Annotated in this window: 13 protein-coding genes; 9 read left to right on the top strand and 4 right to left on the bottom strand. The window is 71.7% G+C overall.

Annotated elements, in window-relative coordinates; all coding sequences use genetic code 11:
- Positions 1-85: 85 nt before the first annotated feature.
- A complete protein-coding gene (locus OHB13_RS18915) occupies positions 86-1,618 on the top strand; it encodes a 3-hydroxyacyl-CoA dehydrogenase (protein WP_328377884.1) in 1,533 nt (510 codons plus the stop codon).
- A complete protein-coding gene (locus tag OHB13_RS18920; RefSeq protein ID WP_266855178.1) occupies positions 1,618-2,217 on the top strand; it encodes a TetR/AcrR family transcriptional regulator in 600 nt (199 codons plus the stop codon). The genes OHB13_RS18915 and OHB13_RS18920 overlap by 1 nt, the downstream gene beginning before the upstream one ends.
- Before the next feature lie 75 nt (positions 2,218-2,292).
- Here the strand turns inward: OHB13_RS18920 and OHB13_RS18925 are convergent, their stop codons facing one another.
- Positions 2,293-2,814: an Lrp/AsnC family transcriptional regulator gene (locus tag OHB13_RS18925; RefSeq protein WP_328377885.1), complete on the bottom strand. Its 522-nt coding sequence runs from the start codon at positions 2,812-2,814 to the stop codon at positions 2,293-2,295.
- A gap of 152 nt (positions 2,815-2,966) precedes the next feature.
- Between OHB13_RS18925 and pdhA the strand changes: the two genes are divergently transcribed.
- The 7 genes from pdhA (at position 2,967) to OHB13_RS18960 (ending at position 11,354) form a co-directional block, all read left to right on the top strand.
- On the top strand, positions 2,967-4,085 hold the full coding sequence (gene pdhA / locus OHB13_RS18930) for a pyruvate dehydrogenase (acetyl-transferring) E1 component subunit alpha (RefSeq protein ID WP_328377886.1): 1,119 nt from the start codon (positions 2,967-2,969) through the stop codon (positions 4,083-4,085).
- 26 nt (positions 4,086-4,111) lie between these two features.
- Entirely contained in the window at positions 4,112-5,086 is a 975-nt protein-coding gene (locus tag OHB13_RS18935) for an alpha-ketoacid dehydrogenase subunit beta (protein WP_328380335.1), read from the top strand.
- The gene (locus OHB13_RS18940; protein ID WP_328377887.1) at positions 5,086-6,558 is read left to right on the top strand and encodes a dihydrolipoamide acetyltransferase family protein; all 1,473 of its coding nucleotides are present in this window, start codon (positions 5,086-5,088) and stop codon (positions 6,556-6,558) included. The genes OHB13_RS18935 and OHB13_RS18940 overlap by 1 nt, the downstream gene beginning before the upstream one ends.
- A gap of 459 nt (positions 6,559-7,017) precedes the next feature.
- A complete protein-coding gene (locus tag OHB13_RS18945) occupies positions 7,018-7,878 on the top strand; it encodes an NTP transferase domain-containing protein (RefSeq protein WP_328377888.1) in 861 nt (286 codons plus the stop codon).
- Positions 7,875-9,290, top strand: coding sequence for a molybdopterin molybdotransferase MoeA (locus tag OHB13_RS18950; protein ID WP_328377889.1), 1,416 nt, complete (start codon positions 7,875-7,877; stop codon positions 9,288-9,290). The genes OHB13_RS18945 and OHB13_RS18950 overlap by 4 nt, the downstream gene beginning before the upstream one ends.
- The gene (locus tag OHB13_RS18955) at positions 9,287-10,366 is read left to right on the top strand and encodes a potassium channel family protein (RefSeq protein ID WP_266855172.1); all 1,080 of its coding nucleotides are present in this window, start codon (positions 9,287-9,289) and stop codon (positions 10,364-10,366) included. The genes OHB13_RS18950 and OHB13_RS18955 overlap by 4 nt, the downstream gene beginning before the upstream one ends.
- Before the next feature lie 10 nt (positions 10,367-10,376).
- On the top strand, positions 10,377-11,354 hold the full coding sequence (locus OHB13_RS18960; RefSeq protein ID WP_328377890.1) for an NAD(P)H-quinone oxidoreductase: 978 nt from the start codon (positions 10,377-10,379) through the stop codon (positions 11,352-11,354).
- 286 nt (positions 11,355-11,640) lie between these two features.
- Here OHB13_RS18960 and OHB13_RS18965 read toward each other — a convergent pair whose 3' ends face one another.
- From OHB13_RS18965 to OHB13_RS18975, 3 genes are all read right to left on the bottom strand, one after another.
- Entirely contained in the window at positions 11,641-12,201 is a 561-nt protein-coding gene (locus OHB13_RS18965) for a bacterial proteasome activator family protein (protein WP_323183763.1), read from the bottom strand.
- Positions 12,202-12,276: 75 nt separating this feature from the next.
- On the bottom strand, positions 12,277-15,141 hold the full coding sequence (locus tag OHB13_RS18970; RefSeq protein WP_328377891.1) for an FtsX-like permease family protein: 2,865 nt from the start codon (positions 15,139-15,141) through the stop codon (positions 12,277-12,279).
- Positions 15,138-15,878 carry an ABC transporter ATP-binding protein gene (locus OHB13_RS18975; protein WP_266855169.1) on the bottom strand — a complete coding sequence of 247 codons (741 nt, stop codon included), beginning with the start codon at positions 15,876-15,878 and terminating at the stop codon, positions 15,138-15,140. Before OHB13_RS18975 ends, OHB13_RS18970 begins: the two co-directional genes overlap by 4 nt.
- Positions 15,879-15,979: the final 101 nt, after the last annotated feature.

Genomic DNA, 15,979 nt, shown 5'->3' on the forward strand with positions numbered 1-15,979 from the left:
GGACAGAGTTAGAGTAACCGAACGATCGGTCGGGACAAGGGGGTCCGCGCAGACTGTGGATAACTCAGTACGGGAAGATCGCCCCATGACCGCCACCGCACACCTTCCCGCCCTGGCGCCGAGCCGTACCGTCGCAGTCGTCGGCACCGGCACCATGGGCCAGGGCATAGCCCAGGTCGCCCTGGTCGCCGGACACCCCGTGCGCCTCTACGACGCACTGCCGGGCCGCGCGGAGAAGGCCGCCGAAGCCATCACCGCCCGGCTGGACAGGCTGGTCGAGAAGGGGCGCATGGACGCCCCGCAGCGGGACGCCGCGCGGGACCGGCTGCTGCCCGCCGCGGATCCGGCCGAACTCGCCGACGCCGCGCTCGTGATCGAGGCGATCCTCGAACAACTCCCGGTCAAACAGGAACTCTTCACCAGTCTTGAGGAGATCGTCGCCGAGGACTGCCTGCTCGCGACCAACACCTCATCCCTCTCCGTGACCGCCATCGCGGGCGCGCTGAGGCACCCCGGCCGTTTCGTCGGGATGCACTTCTTCAATCCGGCGCCGCTGCTCCCTCTCGTCGAGGTCGTCAGCGGCTTCGCCACCGACGAATCGAGCGCCGCGCGTGCGTCGGCGACGGCTGCGGCCTGGGGCAAGACCCCGGTCCGCTGTACCGACACCCCCGGCTTCATCGTCAACCGCATCGCCCGCCCCTTCTACGCCGAGGCCTTCGCGGTGCACGAGGAGCGGGGCGCCGACCCGGCCACCATCGACGCGGTGCTCAGGGAGTCCGGCGGCTTCCGGATGGGCCCCTTCGAGCTGACCGACCTGATCGGGCAGGACGTCAACGAAGCGGTCACCCGCTCGGTCTGGGAGTCGTTCTTCCAGGACCCCAAATTCCGTCCTTCGCTGGCCCAGCAGCGGCTCGTCGAGTCCGGGCGGCTGGGCAGGAAGAGCGGCCGCGGCTGGTACGCGTACGGGGAGGGCGCAGTCCACCCCGAGCCGCACACCGCCCCGGCCACCGAGGCCCCGTCCGGGATCACGGTGGAGGGCGATCTCGGGCCGGCGGCCGAACTGATCGCGATGGCCCGCGAGGCGGGGATCGCGGTGCGCGAGGACGAGGAGGACGCTGGGTGCAGGATCGTGCTGCCCAGCGGGGGACAGCTGGTGCTCGCCGACGGGCAGACGTCCGCCGAGTTCCGCGACGTCGTCTACTTCGACCTGGCGCTCGACTACCGGTCCGCCACCCGCATCGCGCTGTCGGCGTCCGAGGTCACCGGCTGGGAGACGCTGCGCCAGTCGATCGGCCTCTTCCAGAGCCTCGGCAAGAAGGTCAGCGTCATCGGTGACGTCCCCGGCATGATCGTCGCGCGTACGGTCGCGATGATGGTCGACCTCGCGGCGGACGCCGTGGCCAGGGGCGTCGCATCCGCGCAGGACATCGACACGGCGATGCGGCTCGGCGTGAACTACCCGCTGGGGCCGGTCGAATGGGGCCGCAGGCTCGGCCGTGCCTGGGCGCACGAACTGCTCGACGAGCTCCATGCGCGCGTGCCCAGCGGCCGCTATGCGCCCTCGCTGGCGCTGTACCGGCAGTCGTACGTCCATCCGGAGAAGGGCGGGACAGTCTGATGACTACCCCCAAGCGGGACACGTACACACCCGAGACCCTGCTGACGGTCGCCGTGCGGATCTTCAACGAGCGCGGCTACGACGGCACGTCCATGGAGCACCTCTCCAGGGCCGCGGGCATCTCCAAGTCCTCGATCTACCACCATGTCGCGGGCAAGGAGGAGCTGTTGCGGCGCGCGGTCAGCCGCGCCATAGACGGGCTCTTCGGCGTCCTGGACGAGCCGGGGGCGGCGCGGGGGCGCGCGATCCAGCAGGTCGAGTACGTCACGCGCCGTACGGTCGACGTGCTGATGGCGGAACTCCCTTATGTGACGCTCCTGCTGCGGGTGCGCGGCAACACGAAGACCGAGCGCTGGGCGATGGAACGGCGCCGGGAATTCGACCAGCGGGTGGCCGATCTGCTGAAGGCGGCGGTGTCCGAGGGCGATCTCCGCTCCGACGTGGACATCCGGCTGGCGACCCGGCTGCTCTTCGGGATGATCAACTCGCTGGTCGAGTGGGTCCGCCCGGCACAGGGCGCGGGCCCCGACGCGGACCAGCTGGCCGAGACCGTCGTACAGCTCGCGTTCGAAGGGCTGCGCACAGTGCCTTCCCGCTGAGGCGACGGCCGTGCGGCGCCCCCGGTTCCGGGTGGGCCTGAGGTCGTGCGACCGCACCGGCTCCGTGACCCGGTCTCACCCGTCCGACGGTTTGTCCGGATCCAGGTCGGTCTCCTCGAAAACCAGCAGAGTCCGGGTCGAGAGCACTTCGGGGATCGCCTGGATCTTCGTCAGTACGAGCTCACGCAGTGCCCTGTTGTCGGCGCTGTGCACCAGCAGAAGCACATCGAAATCGCCGCTGACCAGCGCGATATGAGCGGTGCCCGGCAGCTCGGTGAGCTGCTTGCGGACTGTGCGCCAGGAGTTCTGGACGATCTTGAGCGTGATGTAGGCGGACGACCCCTGGCCGGCGCGCTCGTGGTCGACCCGGGCGCTGAACCCGCGGATGACGCCGTCCTCGATCAGCCGGTTGATACGGGCGTACGCATTGGCGCGCGACACATGGACGCGGTCGGAGACGGACCGTATCGAGGCGCGGCCGTCCTGCTGGAGGATCCGCAGGATGTCGCGGTCGATGCCGTCCAACGGGCGCGCTGGCGGACGCTCGCCCTCGTCGGCCATTTGTTCAGCTGCCACCTGCCCCCGCCTCTCTACCATGGACGACCTGCTCCTATCCCAGGCTGTGGAGAACCGTTTGTCCACAGGCTGAAGGGGTCAGTAGCCAAAATGCGCTTTCGACCGAACAATCGGTAGGTGAGGCGCATCACACGACGGTGCGCCCCTCCCGCTCCCATGAGGAGGTGTCTGGCATGACGGTCCAAGAGCTGCCCGGTGCTACTGCCTACCCGGCATGGAGGCTCCGTACCGACCCCGCTCCGCTGCTCCCGGACCCGGAGCCGTACCGGGTGCTCGGTACGGAGGCCGCCGCCGGGCTCGACAGGGAGCTGCTGCTCCGGCTGTACGACGCCCTGGTGCACGGTCGGCGGTTCAACACACAGGCGACGGCCCTCACCAAGCAGGGCAGGCTCGCCGTCTACCCGTCGTCCACCGGTCAGGAGGCGTCCGAGGTGGCCGCGGCGCTGGTCCTGGAGGAACGGGACTGGCTCTTCCCCAGCTACCGGGACACCCTCGCGGCCGTGGCGCGCGGACTGGACCCGGTGGAGGCTCTGACGCTGCTGCGCGGCGACTGGCACACCGGGTACGACCCGCGTGAGCGCCGTATCGCCCCGCTGTCCACACCGCTCGCCACCCAGCTTCCGCACGCGGTCGGCCTGGCACACGCTGCCCGTCTGGCCGGGGACGACGTGGTCGCGCTGGCGATGGTCGGTGACGGGGGGACCAGCGAGGGCGACTTCCACGAGGCACTGAACTTCGCCGCCGTGTGGCGAGCTCCTGTCGTCTTCCTCGTGCAGAACAACGGGTTCGCGATCTCCGTGCCCCTCGCCAAGCAGACCGCGGCCCCCTCTCTGGCCCACAAGGCCGTGGGATACGGAATGCCGGGCCGACTCGTCGACGGGAACGACGCGGCGGCCATGCACCAGGTGCTCTCCGAAGCGGTCCGGCGGGCCCGTACCGGCGGCGGCCCGACGCTGATCGAAGCGGTGACCTACCGGATGGACGCGCATACGAACGCCGACGACGCCACCCGCTACCGCGCGGACGCCGAAGTGGAGGCCTGGCGGGCACACGATCCGGTCCGGCTCCTGGAGCGTGAGCTGACCGGGCGGGGGCTGCTCGACGAGGAGCGCAGGGACGCGGCCACCGAGGCCGCCGAGTCGATGGCGGCGGACCTCCGCGGACGGATGAACGCCGATCCGCTGCTCGACCCCATGGACCTCTTCGCGCAGGTCTATGCCGCGCCGACGCCGCAGCTGCGCGAACAGTCGGAGCAACTACGCGCCGAGCTGGAAGCGGAGGCCGGGCGGTGACCACAGTCGCGGTGAAGCCGGCCACGATGGCGCAGGCACTGCAGAGGGCGATGCGCGACGCGATGGCCGAGGACCCCACCGTGCATGTCATGGGGGAGGACGTCGGGACACTCGGCGGGGTGTTCCGGGTCACCGACGGGCTCGCGAAGGAGTTCGGGGAAGACCGCTGTACGGACACACCGCTCGCCGAGGCAGGCATTCTCGGGGCGGCGGTCGGTATGGCGATGTACGGGCTGCGGCCGGTGGTGGAGATGCAGTTCGACGCCTTCGCCTATCCGGCGTTCGAGCAGCTCGTCAGCCATGTGTCGCGCATGCGCAACCGCACCCGGGGCGCGCTGCCCATGCCGATCGTGGTGCGGGTGCCGTACGGCGGCGGGATCGGCGGGGTCGAGCACCACAGCGACTCGTCGGAGGCGTACTACATGGCGACTCCGGGGCTCCATGTCGTCACGCCGGCCACGGTCCCCGACGCGTACGGGCTGCTGCGCGCCGCCATCGCGTCCGACGACCCGGTCATCTTCCTGGAGCCGAAGCGGCTCTACTGGTCGAAGGCCGAGTGGTCGCCGGACGCGCCTGCCACCGTGGAGCCGATAGGCCGGGCCGTGGTCCGGCGTGCGGGCAGCAGCGCCACTCTCCTGACGTACGGGCCCTCGGTGCCGGTCTGTCTGGAGGCGGCGGAGGCCGCTCGTGACGAGGGCTGGGACCTGGAGGTCGTGGATCTGCGCTCGCTGGTGCCGTTCGACGATGCGACGGTGTGCGATTCGGTGCGGCGCACGGGCCGGGCGGTCGTCGTCCATGAGTCGGCCGGATTCGGCGGGCCCGGCGGGGAGATCGCCGCCCGGGTGACGGAGCGCTGCTTCCACTATCTGGAGGCTCCGGTGCTGCGGGTCGCCGGGTTCGACCTCCCGTATCCACCGCCCATGCTGGAGCGGCACCATCTGCCCGGTGTGGACCGGGTGCTGGACGCGGTCGCACGATTGCAGTGGGAGGCGCAGAGCTGATGTCCATTGCCCCTGATGCTTCTGATGTGAACTGCCTGGAATTCAAGCTGCCGGACCTTGGGGAAGGGCTGACCGAAGCCGAGATCGTGCGGTGGTTGGTGGAGATCGGCGATGTCGTCGTCGTCGACCAGCCGGTGGTGGAGGTCGAGACCGCGAAGGCGCTGGTGGAGGTGCCGTGTCCGTACGCGGGCATGGTGACGGCCCGGTTCGGCGAGGAGGGCGCCGAACTGCCGGTCGGTTCCCCGCTGCTGACGGTGACGGTGGGCCCGGAGGTGGGTGCGGGTGCCGGCCATGACGCCCGTGGTGTCAGCCGTGGGAGTGGTGCCAGTCGTACGGGTGCTGCCGGCGCCAGTGCCAGTGCCAGTGCCGGCGACTCCGCGGGGGCTTCGGGGGCTGATGACGACTCGTCGGGGAACGTGCTCGTGGGGTACGGGACGGGCGGCGCGGTGGCCGCGCGGCGGCGGCGTGTGCGGGTGACCGGTGGCGCCCGGCCGGGTTCTGTTCCGCCGTCCGCGCTCCGGGCCGGTCCTGTTCCGGTGATCTCTCCGCTTGTGCGGCGGCTGGCGCGCGAACACGGCGTGGATCTGCGGGGGCTGGCGGGCAGCGGGCCGGACGGACTGATTCTGCGCTCCGATGTGGAGCAGGCGATACGTACGCCCGCGGCCGAAGGGACCGACCAGGCCGCGCGGGTGGACGCGGGCCCGGCCCCGGAACCGGTGGCGGCCGCGGTCGTGGCTGCGCCAGGGGCTACGACTGAGACTTCGACTGCGGTGGCGGGGAGCCGGGTTCCGCTGCGGGGGATGCGTGGTGCCGTCGCGGACAAGCTCGCACGCAGCCGTCGCGAGATACCCGATGCGACGTGCTGGGTCGACGCGGACGCCACGGAGCTGATGGTCGCGCGGGCGGCCATGAACGCGGCGGCCGGTCCGACGGTCCCGAAGATCTCGGTGCTGGCACTGCTTGCCCGGGTCTGCACGGCGGCCCTGGCGCGTTTCCCCGAGCTGAACTCGACGGTGGACATGGAGGCGCGGGAGATCGTGCGCCTGCCGTCCGTCAACCTGGGCTTCGCCGCGCAGACGGACCGCGGGTTGGTGGTGCCGGTGGTACGCGAGGCCGACGGGCGCACGACCGAGTCGCTCAACGAGGAGTTCATACGGCTGACGGAGGCGGCCAGGAACGGGGCACTGACCCCGGCGGAGCTGACGGGCGGCACGTTCACGCTGAACAACTACGGGGTGTTCGGGGTCGACGGCTCCACACCGATCATCAACCACCCCGAGGCCGCGATGCTGGGCGTCGGCAGGATCGTGCCCAAGCCCTGGGTCCACGAGGGGGAGCTCGCTGTACGGCAGGTGGTGCAGCTGTCCCTCACGTTCGACCACAGGGTGTGCGACGGCGGGACGGCCGGAGGCTTCCTCCGTTACGTGGCGGACTGCGTGGAGCAGCCGGCGGTGCTGCTGCGGGGGGTCTAGGCCGTGATGTGAAAGTCCCGCCTGCGGCCACGGCCACGGCCCCGGCGGGTGGGGCGGCACGGCCCGACGGGCGGGGCGGCAAGGCTCCGGTGGTCATCGCGGTGGGCCGGGCCGGGCCGGTCGGCCTGCCGGGCGGTGGGCAGTGGACGGCAGGCGGCGTGGCGGATTCTGGGGTGTCACCGCGGTGGGCTCAGGTCGTCGCTGCCGCTGTGGCGGATCCCGGGTGCGCGCTGGTGTCCGCCGCACCGCCCGTCGGCTTGCGCGACCGCCGCACCGCCCCGTCGGCCTGCGCGACCGCCGCACCGCCCGTCGGCCTGCGCGACCGCCGTGTGGCTGTCACCGGTGGCTGTCGCGGGTGGATGTCCCATGCGGATGTCCCATGTGGCTGTCGGGGCTGCTGTCCGGGCTGGATGTCGCGGCGCCATTCCGTAGAGCTCTGCCGCGGCCCATACTCGCGGGATGACCTTGTATGACGCCGTGGTGCTCGCCGGAGGGGCCGCCAAGCGGCTCGGTGGTGCTGACAAGCCCGGCCTCACGGTCGGAGGGCTGACGCTGCTCGACCGGGTGCTCGGGGCCTGCCGAGGGGCCGGGACCACCGTTGTCGTCGGGGGACGGCGGGAGACCGTACGGCCCGTGGTCTGGGCGCGGGAGGAGCCGCCCGGTGGCGGGCCGCTGGCGGCGCTCGGAGCCGGGGTGCGCGGAGTGTCGGCCGGAGCGGTGCTCGTACTCTCCGCGGACCTGCCGTTCCTCGGGGAGGCCACCGTGCCGGCGCTGATCGGCGCCCTCGAAACGGGGCCCCACGGAGGGGTGCTGCTCACCGATCCGGGCGGCCGGGACCAGCCTCTCGTCGCCGCCTACCGCACCGACGCACTGCGTCGCGGACTCGCGCTGCTCGCCGCCGAGCACGGTTCGCTCGCCGGGCTGCCCCTGCGGCTGCTCACCGCCGGACTCGACCTCGCCCGGATCGCTGCGGACCCCCTGGCCTCGTTCGACTGCGACACCTGGCAGGCCGTGGCATCGGCGCGGGCCCACATCAGGGAGCATGGGTACGTGCTTGATGAATGGATCACCGCAGTCAAGGCCGAGCTGGGCATCGAGCTGGATGTCGACACCGGCGTCCTCCTCGACCTGGCCCGCGATGCCGCACACGGCGTGGCCAGGCCGGCCGCGCCGCTGACGACCTTCCTCGTCGGCTATGCCGCGGCGAAGGGGGAAATGGACGGACCCGAGGCTGTCGCCACGGCCGCACGCAAGGCCGCCGCTCTCGCCAACCGGTGGGCTGACGAGGCCGGAGAGGCCAAGGGGACCGACGCCGGATGACCGGGCAGCAGGACCGCGACCTCGACGAGGCGGAGGACCGCGACCTCGACGAAGCGCTGGCGCTGGTCCGCAGGGAGCCACCGGCCGTGCCGCCGCCCGCCGCCGTATCCGAGAACAGCTGCGCCGAGACCGAGAGGCGGACCGGGAAGCAGACCAGGGCGCAGCATGGGAAGCAGACAGGGACGCGGCACGGGAAGCCGTCCGGTGCATCGGAGAAGCACCGCGCCGCGCCCTGGGCCGATGCCCGCGCGGGTGCGGCGCGGGCCGGACGTGCGGTGCCGGTGTCCGCGCGGCGGGCGCCGCTGGACCGGGCGCTGGGTCTGACCCTCGCCGGGCCGCTGACCGCGCTCACCGATCTGCCGTCCTTCGACACCTCGGCCATGGACGGCTGGGCGGTCTCCGGGCCGGGGCCCTGGCGGATCAGCGACCGGGACGACATCCTCGCCGGTCAGGCCGGACCCGGGCAGCTCGCCGACGGAGATGCCGTACGGATCGCCACCGGCGCTCGGATCCCGCGCGACGCGACCGCCGTCGTCCGCACCGAACATGCCCGGACGGACGACCGCACCGAGCAACTGCACGCGCAGCGCCACGTCGTCACCGGGCAGGACATCAGGCCCCGGGGGCAGGAGTGCCGCACCGGCGACCAGCTGCTGCCGACCGGGGGGCTGGTGACCCCCGCGGTGCTCGGCCTGGCAGCCGCGGCAGGCTACGACGAGCTGCCGGTCCTTCCCCGTCCCCGGGTGGAAGTCCTGGTCCTCGGCGATGAGTTGCTGGCCGACGGGCTCCCGCACGACGGACTGATCCGGGACGCTCTGGGACCGATGATCGGCCCCTGGCTGCGGACGCTCGGCGCCGAGGTCCTGACCACGCGGCGTCTCGGTGACGACGCCGATGCTCTCCGGCAAGCCGTCGCGGGCTCTGAGGCCGATCTGGTCATCACCACCGGAGGCACCGCCGCCGGGCCCGTCGACCATGTCCATCCGATCCTCCACAAGCTCGGCGCCGAGCTGCTGGTCGACAGCGTCGCCGTGCGCCCCGGCCACCCGATGCTGCTCGCCCGGCTCGCCGACGGACGCCATCTCGTCGGACTTCCCGGGAACCCGCTGGCCGCCGTATCCGGGCTGCTGACGCTCGCCGAACCGTTGATCCGCGGGCTCGCCGGCCGCGCCGTCGTTGAGGCTTACGCCATGCCCGTAAGTGAAGAGGTGCACGGCCACCCGTACGACACCCGGCTCGTGCCAGTCGTGCGCCGGACCGATGAGGTGGTTCCGCTGCACTTCCATGGACCGGCGATGCTCCGGGGTATCGCTGCCGCGGACGGGCTCGCCGTCGTACCGTCCGGAGGCGCGCGGCCCGGTCAGCTGCTGGAGATCCTCGATCTGCCGTGGGCGGAGGAGTGTTTCACGTGAAACTGCCCGGTCATGATGCCCTCGACCGGCAGGTGGGGGAGAAGCTGGTCACCCGCCGGGTGAAACTGCCCCGCCGGGTGGTCGAGCGGCCCCTCCGGCAGGTCGGCAGACGGGTCCTGATCGCACTGCTGGTGCTGGCGGTGACGGCGCTCATCGTCTGGTTCGACCGCGATGGCTACCACGACAACGCCGACAGCAAAGTCGACCTGCTCGACTCCTTCTACTACGCCACGGTCACCCTCTCCACCACGGGTTACGGCGACATCGTCCCGTACAGCGACGGTGCCAGGCTCACCAACATCCTTGTCGTCACGCCGCTGCGCGTGCTCTTCCTGATCATCCTGGTCGGCACCACTCTCGAAGTGCTCACCGAGCGCACCCGGGAGGAGTGGCGGCTGAACCGCTGGAGGCTCCGCTTGCGTGACCACACCGTCGTCGTCGGATTCGGTACGAAGGGCCGCTCCGCGATGCAGACGCTGTGTGCGACCGGCCTGAAGCGGGAGCAGATCGTCGTCGTCGACCCCAACAGCAAGGTCATCGAGGCCGCCAACGCGGAGGGTTTCGCGGGCGTCATCGGGGATGCGACCCGCAGTGACGTACTGCTCCGTGCCGAGGTGCAGCGTGCCCGGCAGATCGTCATCGCCACCCAGCGCGACGACACCGCCGTACTGGTGACCCTGACCGCGCGGCAGCTCAACCGCGGGGCGAAGATCGTCGCCGCCGTGCGCGAGGAGGAGAACGCTCAGCTGCTGCGCCAGTCCGGGGCTGACGCGGTGATCACGAGCGCCAGTGCGGCGGGGCGGCTGCTCGGCCTCTCCGTGCTCAGCCCGAGCGCGGGAACCGTGATGGAGGATCTGATCCAGCAGGGCAGCGGGCTCGACCTGGTCGAGCGGCCGGTCATAAAGGCCGAGGTGGGACGGAGCGTCCGGGACGCGGACGATCTGGTCGTCAGCGTGAAGCGCGGTCACCGGCTGATCGGATACGACGACCCCGACGCCAGTCCGCTTCAGCTCACCGACCGGGTGATCGCGATTGTCCGGGTCTCCCCCAAGGCAGCCGGAGCCGGTGCGGAGTAGCCTCGCGATCATGCATGCGATCACGATCCCCGAACCCGGCGGTCCCGAGGCGCTTGTCTGGGCCGAAGTGCCCGACCCTGTCCCCGGCGAGGGCGAAGTCCTCGTCGAGGTAGTGGCGTCCGCAGTCAACCGCGCCGATCTACTGCAACGTCAGGGCTTCTACAACCCGCCTCCCGGAGCATCGCCGTATCCCGGCCTGGAATGCTCCGGGCGGATCACGGCCCTGGGGCCCGGGGTGTCCGGGTGGGCCGTCGGCGACGAGGTGTGTGCGCTGCTGGGCGGCGGCGGTTACGCGGAGAGGGTCGCCGTACCGGTGGGGCAGCTGCTGCCGGTGCCGGACGGGATCGATCTCGTCACCGCGGCGGGGCTGCCGGAAGTCACCTGCACCGTCTGGTCGAACGTGTTCATGGTCGCCCATCTGCGGCCCGGCGAGATGCTGCTGGTGCATGGCGGGGCGAGCGGGATCGGCACGATGGCGATCCAGCTGGGCAAGGCGGTGGGCGCCCGGGTCGCCGTGACCGCGGGCAGCGCCGAGAAGCTGGCCCGCTGTGCGGAGTTGGGCGCCGATGTACTGATCAACTACCGCGAGCAGGACTTCGTCGAGGAGATCCGGAAGGCGACCGGCGGGGCCGGGGCCGACGTCATCCTCGACATCGTCGGCGCGAAGTACCTGGACCCGAACGTGGAGGCGCTGGCGACCAGCGGGCGGCTCGCGGTGATCGGTATGCAGGGCGGCGTGAAGGGCGAGTTGAACCTCGCGGTACTGCTGGGGAAGCGGGGCGCCGTTACGGCCACGTCGTTGCGGGCACGGCCGCTGGGGGAGAAGGCGGCGATCGTCGCCGCGGTCCGTGAGCATGTCTGGCCGCTGATTTCCGGCGGCCGGGTGCGGCCCGTGGTGGATCAGGTGCTGCCGATGGCTCTCGCGGCGGAGGGGCACCGGGTGCTGGATTCCGGTGTGCACGTGGGGAAGGTCCTGCTGCAGGCGTAGTACCCCGCCAGAGTTCTCCCGTTCTTCTCTCCCGGCCGCCTGGCGGCTCCCGACCTCCTGGGCCTCCTGGCCTCCTGCGGGCGTACGGCCCCTGAAAGGTTCACACCCGAGGCCCGCCCCCCGGCCGACCGAAACGCCCGCCATCACCCCCGAGGCCCGGCCCCCGCTCGCTGTCGCTGCGGGAGGCCGGGCCTCGGGGGTTCGTTTCGGTGAAGGTCGAACAGGTCAAGAGCTGCCGGCAGAACCAGAAGTGGCGCTGACCGGGTCAGAAGTCAGAGGTACGGGGTCAGAGGTACGGGCCTGAGCGGATCGCTCCGTGGCCGCCGTCCCCGTCCTCTTCCTCCTGGCCGCCCGCGCCCGGGGGAAGCGCCCGGCGCATCTGCTCCAACTGGGCCCTCGCGGCCATCTGCTGGGCGAAAAGCGCCGTCTGGATGCCGTGGAACAGACCTTCCAGCCACCCGACCAACTGGGCCTGCGCGATGCGCAGTTCCGCCTCCGACGGGATGGCCTCGTTGGTGAACGGCAGCGAGAGGCGTTCCAGCTCCTCCACCAGCTCAGGGGCCAGTCCGTCCTCCAGCTCCTTCACGGACGAGGCATGGATGTCCTTGAGCCGGACCCGGCTCGCCTCGTCGAGAGGAGCTGCCCTGACCTCCTCCAGAAGCTGTTTGATCATGCTGCCGATGCGCATGACCTTGGCGGGCTGTTCCACCATTTCTGTCACTGGGACCTCGCGCGACTCGTCGTCACCGCCGGCCCCGCCGCCGAGCGCCATCCCGTCCTGTCCCACGATGAGGACCTTGGGGTGCTCCTCCGGCTGTTCCGACCGTTCACTCCTCGGCATCTCCATGCCGCCATTGTCTCGCACACGTACTTCATGAGGGGTTGTGCCCCCGATCCGGCTTGATCCACCGCGCGCGCCGCGTCAGCCTGCCCGCCGGGCCAGGACCAGACGGGACCGGGTGAAGCCCGCGGCCAGCAGACCGGCCAGGACCGGTACGGCCACGGCGAGGATGCCGATGGTCTCCCACGGCAGCACGATCGGTGTGTACGCGGAGTCCATCGGGTGCGCGCGCATCTGGTCCAGCGCCCTCTTGAGGTCCGTGAGCCGCACGGCGACCGCGGGCATCGCACCCGCCGCGGTCCCGAGCAGGACGCCCGTTCCCGCGACCACCGCGCACTGGAAGCCGCTGAGCGTGCGCCGTACACCGGGCGGCGCGCCGATCGCGCTCAGGGTCGTCAGGTCGGCTTCCGCGTCGGCCTTCGCCAGGCCCGTGGTGATGGCGGCCGCGCCGAGCGTCACCATGCCCGAGAACAGCGCGAGGATCAGCATGGTGGTGTCGTCGCCGTCCGGCTTCTCGTTCTGCCAGAGGTAGGCACCGTTCCCGGCCTGCGACATCCCGTCGTTGAAGCGCTGCTTCTCCGCGTCGGTCGGCGCGTGTGCGGTCCGGTAGACGGCAGCCACCGGGCCCGTGTGCAGCCCGAGGCGGTCGGCGGTGGCCTGCGGCATGATCATGCGGACCCCGGGGGTGGCGGCGTACCGGTCGGCAGCCCGGTAGACCGTGAGGTGGCTGACGGTCGTCCTGGCCTTTCCGGGGTGCCGTTCGCGGTTCGCCTTGTCCGCGGCGACGTAGCGGTGGACGGCTTTCAGGGTGACTTTGCCGTCCGGCCCGGTGTACGCGTTGTTGAGCAGTACGGGGGTGCCGGCGGCCAGCGCCCTGGCGGCTGCCGGGTCCTTCAGCCCGGCGTAGACGCGCAGCATCGCGCTGTCACCGACGACGATCTCCGACTCATTGCCGAAGTAGTTCGCGGCGTACTCCGCGTCCTTGCACTTCGGCGAGTTCATCAGCCGCTTGTGCCCGGCGGGGGAGAGCCTGGCCGCGAGGTCCTTGCCGCCCGGCGCCTGCAGCGGGCAGATGTTGGCGTCCGGCTTGGGCATGGTGAGCGAGCCGCAGGCGCCGGCCTCCGCTTCGCTGAACTTGTTGCAGTCGCTGCCCGCCCACACCCGGCTGATGGTCGCGGGGGCGCCCTGCACCGGCAGGTCGCGCCGGGCGAGCCCGCGGGCCAGTTCCAGCGCCCTCGCCGGGTTCGCGTGCTCCGAATAGGTGTCGGCGTTGATGGCGACGACGCCGGGCGGCAGCGAGAGATGGAGGTTGTACGCCTGCTCCGCCTGGGTGCTCGCGGTGTACGTGGCGACGGCGACGGTGCCCGCGACCGCTGCCATCACCGCGGCGACGGCGGGTGCCGTACGGCCCCGGTTGCGGGCCGCGTCGCGCAGGGCCAGCGGGAGGAAGCGTCCCAGCCGCCCGAGGGAGCCCACGATCACCGGGATGCAGGCGAGGACGCCGAGTTCGGCGACGACCGAGCCCACGGCGACGGGCACCGCGCGGCCCTTGAGCCCGCCCACGACGGCCACGGCGCCCCCGAGCACGATGGCGACGGTCCCGAGCAGCGGCATCACCCGTGAGGAGCGGCGCACCCCGCGCCGGCCCGTGAGCGATTCGACGACCGGCTGCCGGCCCGCCACGACGGCCGGTGCGAGCGCCGCCAGGACACCGGTGACCAGGCCGATCGCCGCGATACCCACCAGGTCCACAGGGCGGATCGCGATGCTGCCGAACCGCTGGCCCGCCCACCCCTCGATCACGGGGCGCAGCGCGACCGTCAGGGCGAGACCCGCAGCGGTACCGGCGACCGCGCCCGCACCGCCCAGCACCGCTCCCCCGGCGAGCACCACGGCGCGGATGTGCCGCCGGTCGCCGCCGCAGGTGCCGACCAGGCCGAGCTGGCGGCGTGAGCGGCGCGCACCGACCGCGAAGGCGGGGCCCGCCAGCAGCACGATCTCCAGCATCGCCATGGCGACGACGGTCGCGAGCGCCGCGGTCAGTTTGAACCCGGGGCTCGTTCCGGTGCCGCTGATGTGGGACGCCATGGGCACCTGGGAGTTGGGCGGCGGGTCGAGATCGACGCTGCGGGACTCGACCAGTACGCCGTGCTTATTGGCCGCGAGGACGTCCTGCCAGCTGATCCCCGAGGTTCCGGCCGCCTTGACGAACAGGGACCGGTCACCGGGGCTGGGCTGCGTGATGGTGTGGTCGGCGGCGGCCGCCCGCTGCCAGGGCTTGATGAGGGCGCCCGGCCGCACGTACAGGAAGCTGTCCTTCAGGCTCGCGGGCACCTCGACGGCGCCGGTGATCGTGAAGGTCTTGCCGACGCCCCGGACCGTGGTGTGCGAACCGACGTGCAGCCCGGCCGACTTGAGGAAGGCGTCGTTGACGACGATGTCGCTGTCCGTCTTCGGGTACGCGCCGCGCACCAGCTTGATCATCCCGCTGACCAGCGGGTCCGAGGTGTCCAGTTCGGTGACATCGGTGGTCGTGATGCCGTATTTGGTGGTGAGGGTCGACAGCACGGTCTGCCGGGTGATGGCGCGCGCCCCCTCGGGGAGCGCGGTTTTCAGGTCCGTCGGCACGGTGCGCTGGGCCGCCGTCCTGCCGGATGCGCCGCCGTGCTCGCCGTCGGCCTGCTGGTACGACTCGGCGTCCGGCATCTGCTCGATCGGGCCGCCGCCCATGCCCGGATCCCTGAACAGCGCGTCGGCCGCGCCCATCGCGGAGGTCAGCTTCTCCGCCCGCGTCGGGACCGAACTGCGGTACGTGATGTCCGCCGCCGTGACGCCCAGCACCGGCAGCGCGATCATGGCGACGACCAGGGCGCTGCGGCCCTTGGCGCGCAGTGCGTCCCTGCGGGCGATACGGAGGGCGGCGCGCCAGCCCGTGAACACGTTCACTGGGCGCCCTCGGCGGCGAGCAGCGAACCGGCGTCCGTGCTGAGCGTCTGGTCGACGACGGAACCGTCCCGCAGGAACACCACCCGGTCGGCCCAGGCCGCGTACCGGGGTTCGTGGGTGACCATGACCCCTGCCGCGCCCGCGTCGCAGCGGGTACGCAGCAGGGCCAGTACGGCCTCACCAGTCTCGGAGTCCAGGGCGCCGGTCGGTTCGTCGGCCAGTACGAGCCGCCGGTCGCCGACGAGGGCGCGGGCGATGGCCACGCGCTGCTGCTGCCCGCCGGACATCTCGTCCGGGAAGCGGTCGGCGACCTCGGCCAGCTTCATCCCGCTGAGCGCCTCCCTGGCCTCCTTGCGGGCCTTGCGTACGGATATGCCGTCCAGCTCGCGGGGCAGGGCGATGTTCTCGGCGGCGGTGAGCGCGGGGATGAGGTTGTAGTCCTGGAAGACGTACCCGACGCTGCGGCGGCGCAGGGCAGCGAGCTGCTTGCGGGTGAGGGTGGCGATGTCCTGACCCTCGATGATCACCTGCCCGGTGCTCGCGGTGTCCAGGCCGCCGGCCAGGGTGAGCAGGGTGGACTTGCCGGAGCCCGACGGGCCCATGACGGCGACCAGTTCACCGGCCCGGACGGTGAGGTTCACACCGCGGAGGGCGTGCACCTCGGCGATTCCGGTGCCGTGGGTACGGGTGAGGCTCCTGAGTTCCAGTACGGGTGGTGCGGTGGACTGCGCGGGCATGGGTCCCCCTGGGTACGGGTGATCGGTCGGCTGGGTGTCCGGCTGCGGCCCGGCCCGCCGCCGGTGGTCAAGTGGCGGTGGAGGCCGGGCAGTTGTCCGGA

Source organism: Streptomyces sp. NBC_00440, from assembly GCF_036014215.1.
In the GTDB taxonomy this organism is placed as follows: Bacteria; Actinomycetota; Actinomycetes; order Streptomycetales; family Streptomycetaceae; genus Streptomyces.

What these genes read in the sequence shown, in the direction of transcription:
- OHB13_RS18975 (WP_266855169.1), bottom strand. Translation starts at nt 15,878, where the DNA reads ATGCCCGCGCAGTCCACCGCACCACCCGTACTGGAACTCAGGAGCCTC.
- OHB13_RS18915 (WP_328377884.1), top strand. Translation starts at nt 86, where the DNA reads ATGACCGCCACCGCACACCTTCCCGCCCTGGCGCCGAGCCGTACCGTC.
- OHB13_RS18945 (WP_328377888.1), top strand. Translation starts at nt 7,018, where the DNA reads ATGACCTTGTATGACGCCGTGGTGCTCGCCGGAGGGGCCGCCAAGCGG.
- OHB13_RS18925 (WP_328377885.1), bottom strand. Translation starts at nt 2,814, where the DNA reads ATGGTAGAGAGGCGGGGGCAGGTGGCAGCTGAACAAATGGCCGACGAG.
- OHB13_RS18960 (WP_328377890.1), top strand. Translation starts at nt 10,377, where the DNA reads ATGCATGCGATCACGATCCCCGAACCCGGCGGTCCCGAGGCGCTTGTC.
- pdhA (WP_328377886.1), top strand. Translation starts at nt 2,967, where the DNA reads ATGACGGTCCAAGAGCTGCCCGGTGCTACTGCCTACCCGGCATGGAGG.
- OHB13_RS18950 (WP_328377889.1), top strand. Translation starts at nt 7,875, where the DNA reads ATGACCGGGCAGCAGGACCGCGACCTCGACGAGGCGGAGGACCGCGAC.
- OHB13_RS18935 (WP_328380335.1), top strand. Translation starts at nt 4,112, where the DNA reads ATGGCGCAGGCACTGCAGAGGGCGATGCGCGACGCGATGGCCGAGGAC.
- OHB13_RS18965 (WP_323183763.1), bottom strand. Translation starts at nt 12,201, where the DNA reads ATGGAGATGCCGAGGAGTGAACGGTCGGAACAGCCGGAGGAGCACCCC.
- OHB13_RS18940 (WP_328377887.1), top strand. Translation starts at nt 5,086, where the DNA reads ATGTCCATTGCCCCTGATGCTTCTGATGTGAACTGCCTGGAATTCAAG.
- OHB13_RS18920 (WP_266855178.1), top strand. Translation starts at nt 1,618, where the DNA reads ATGACTACCCCCAAGCGGGACACGTACACACCCGAGACCCTGCTGACG.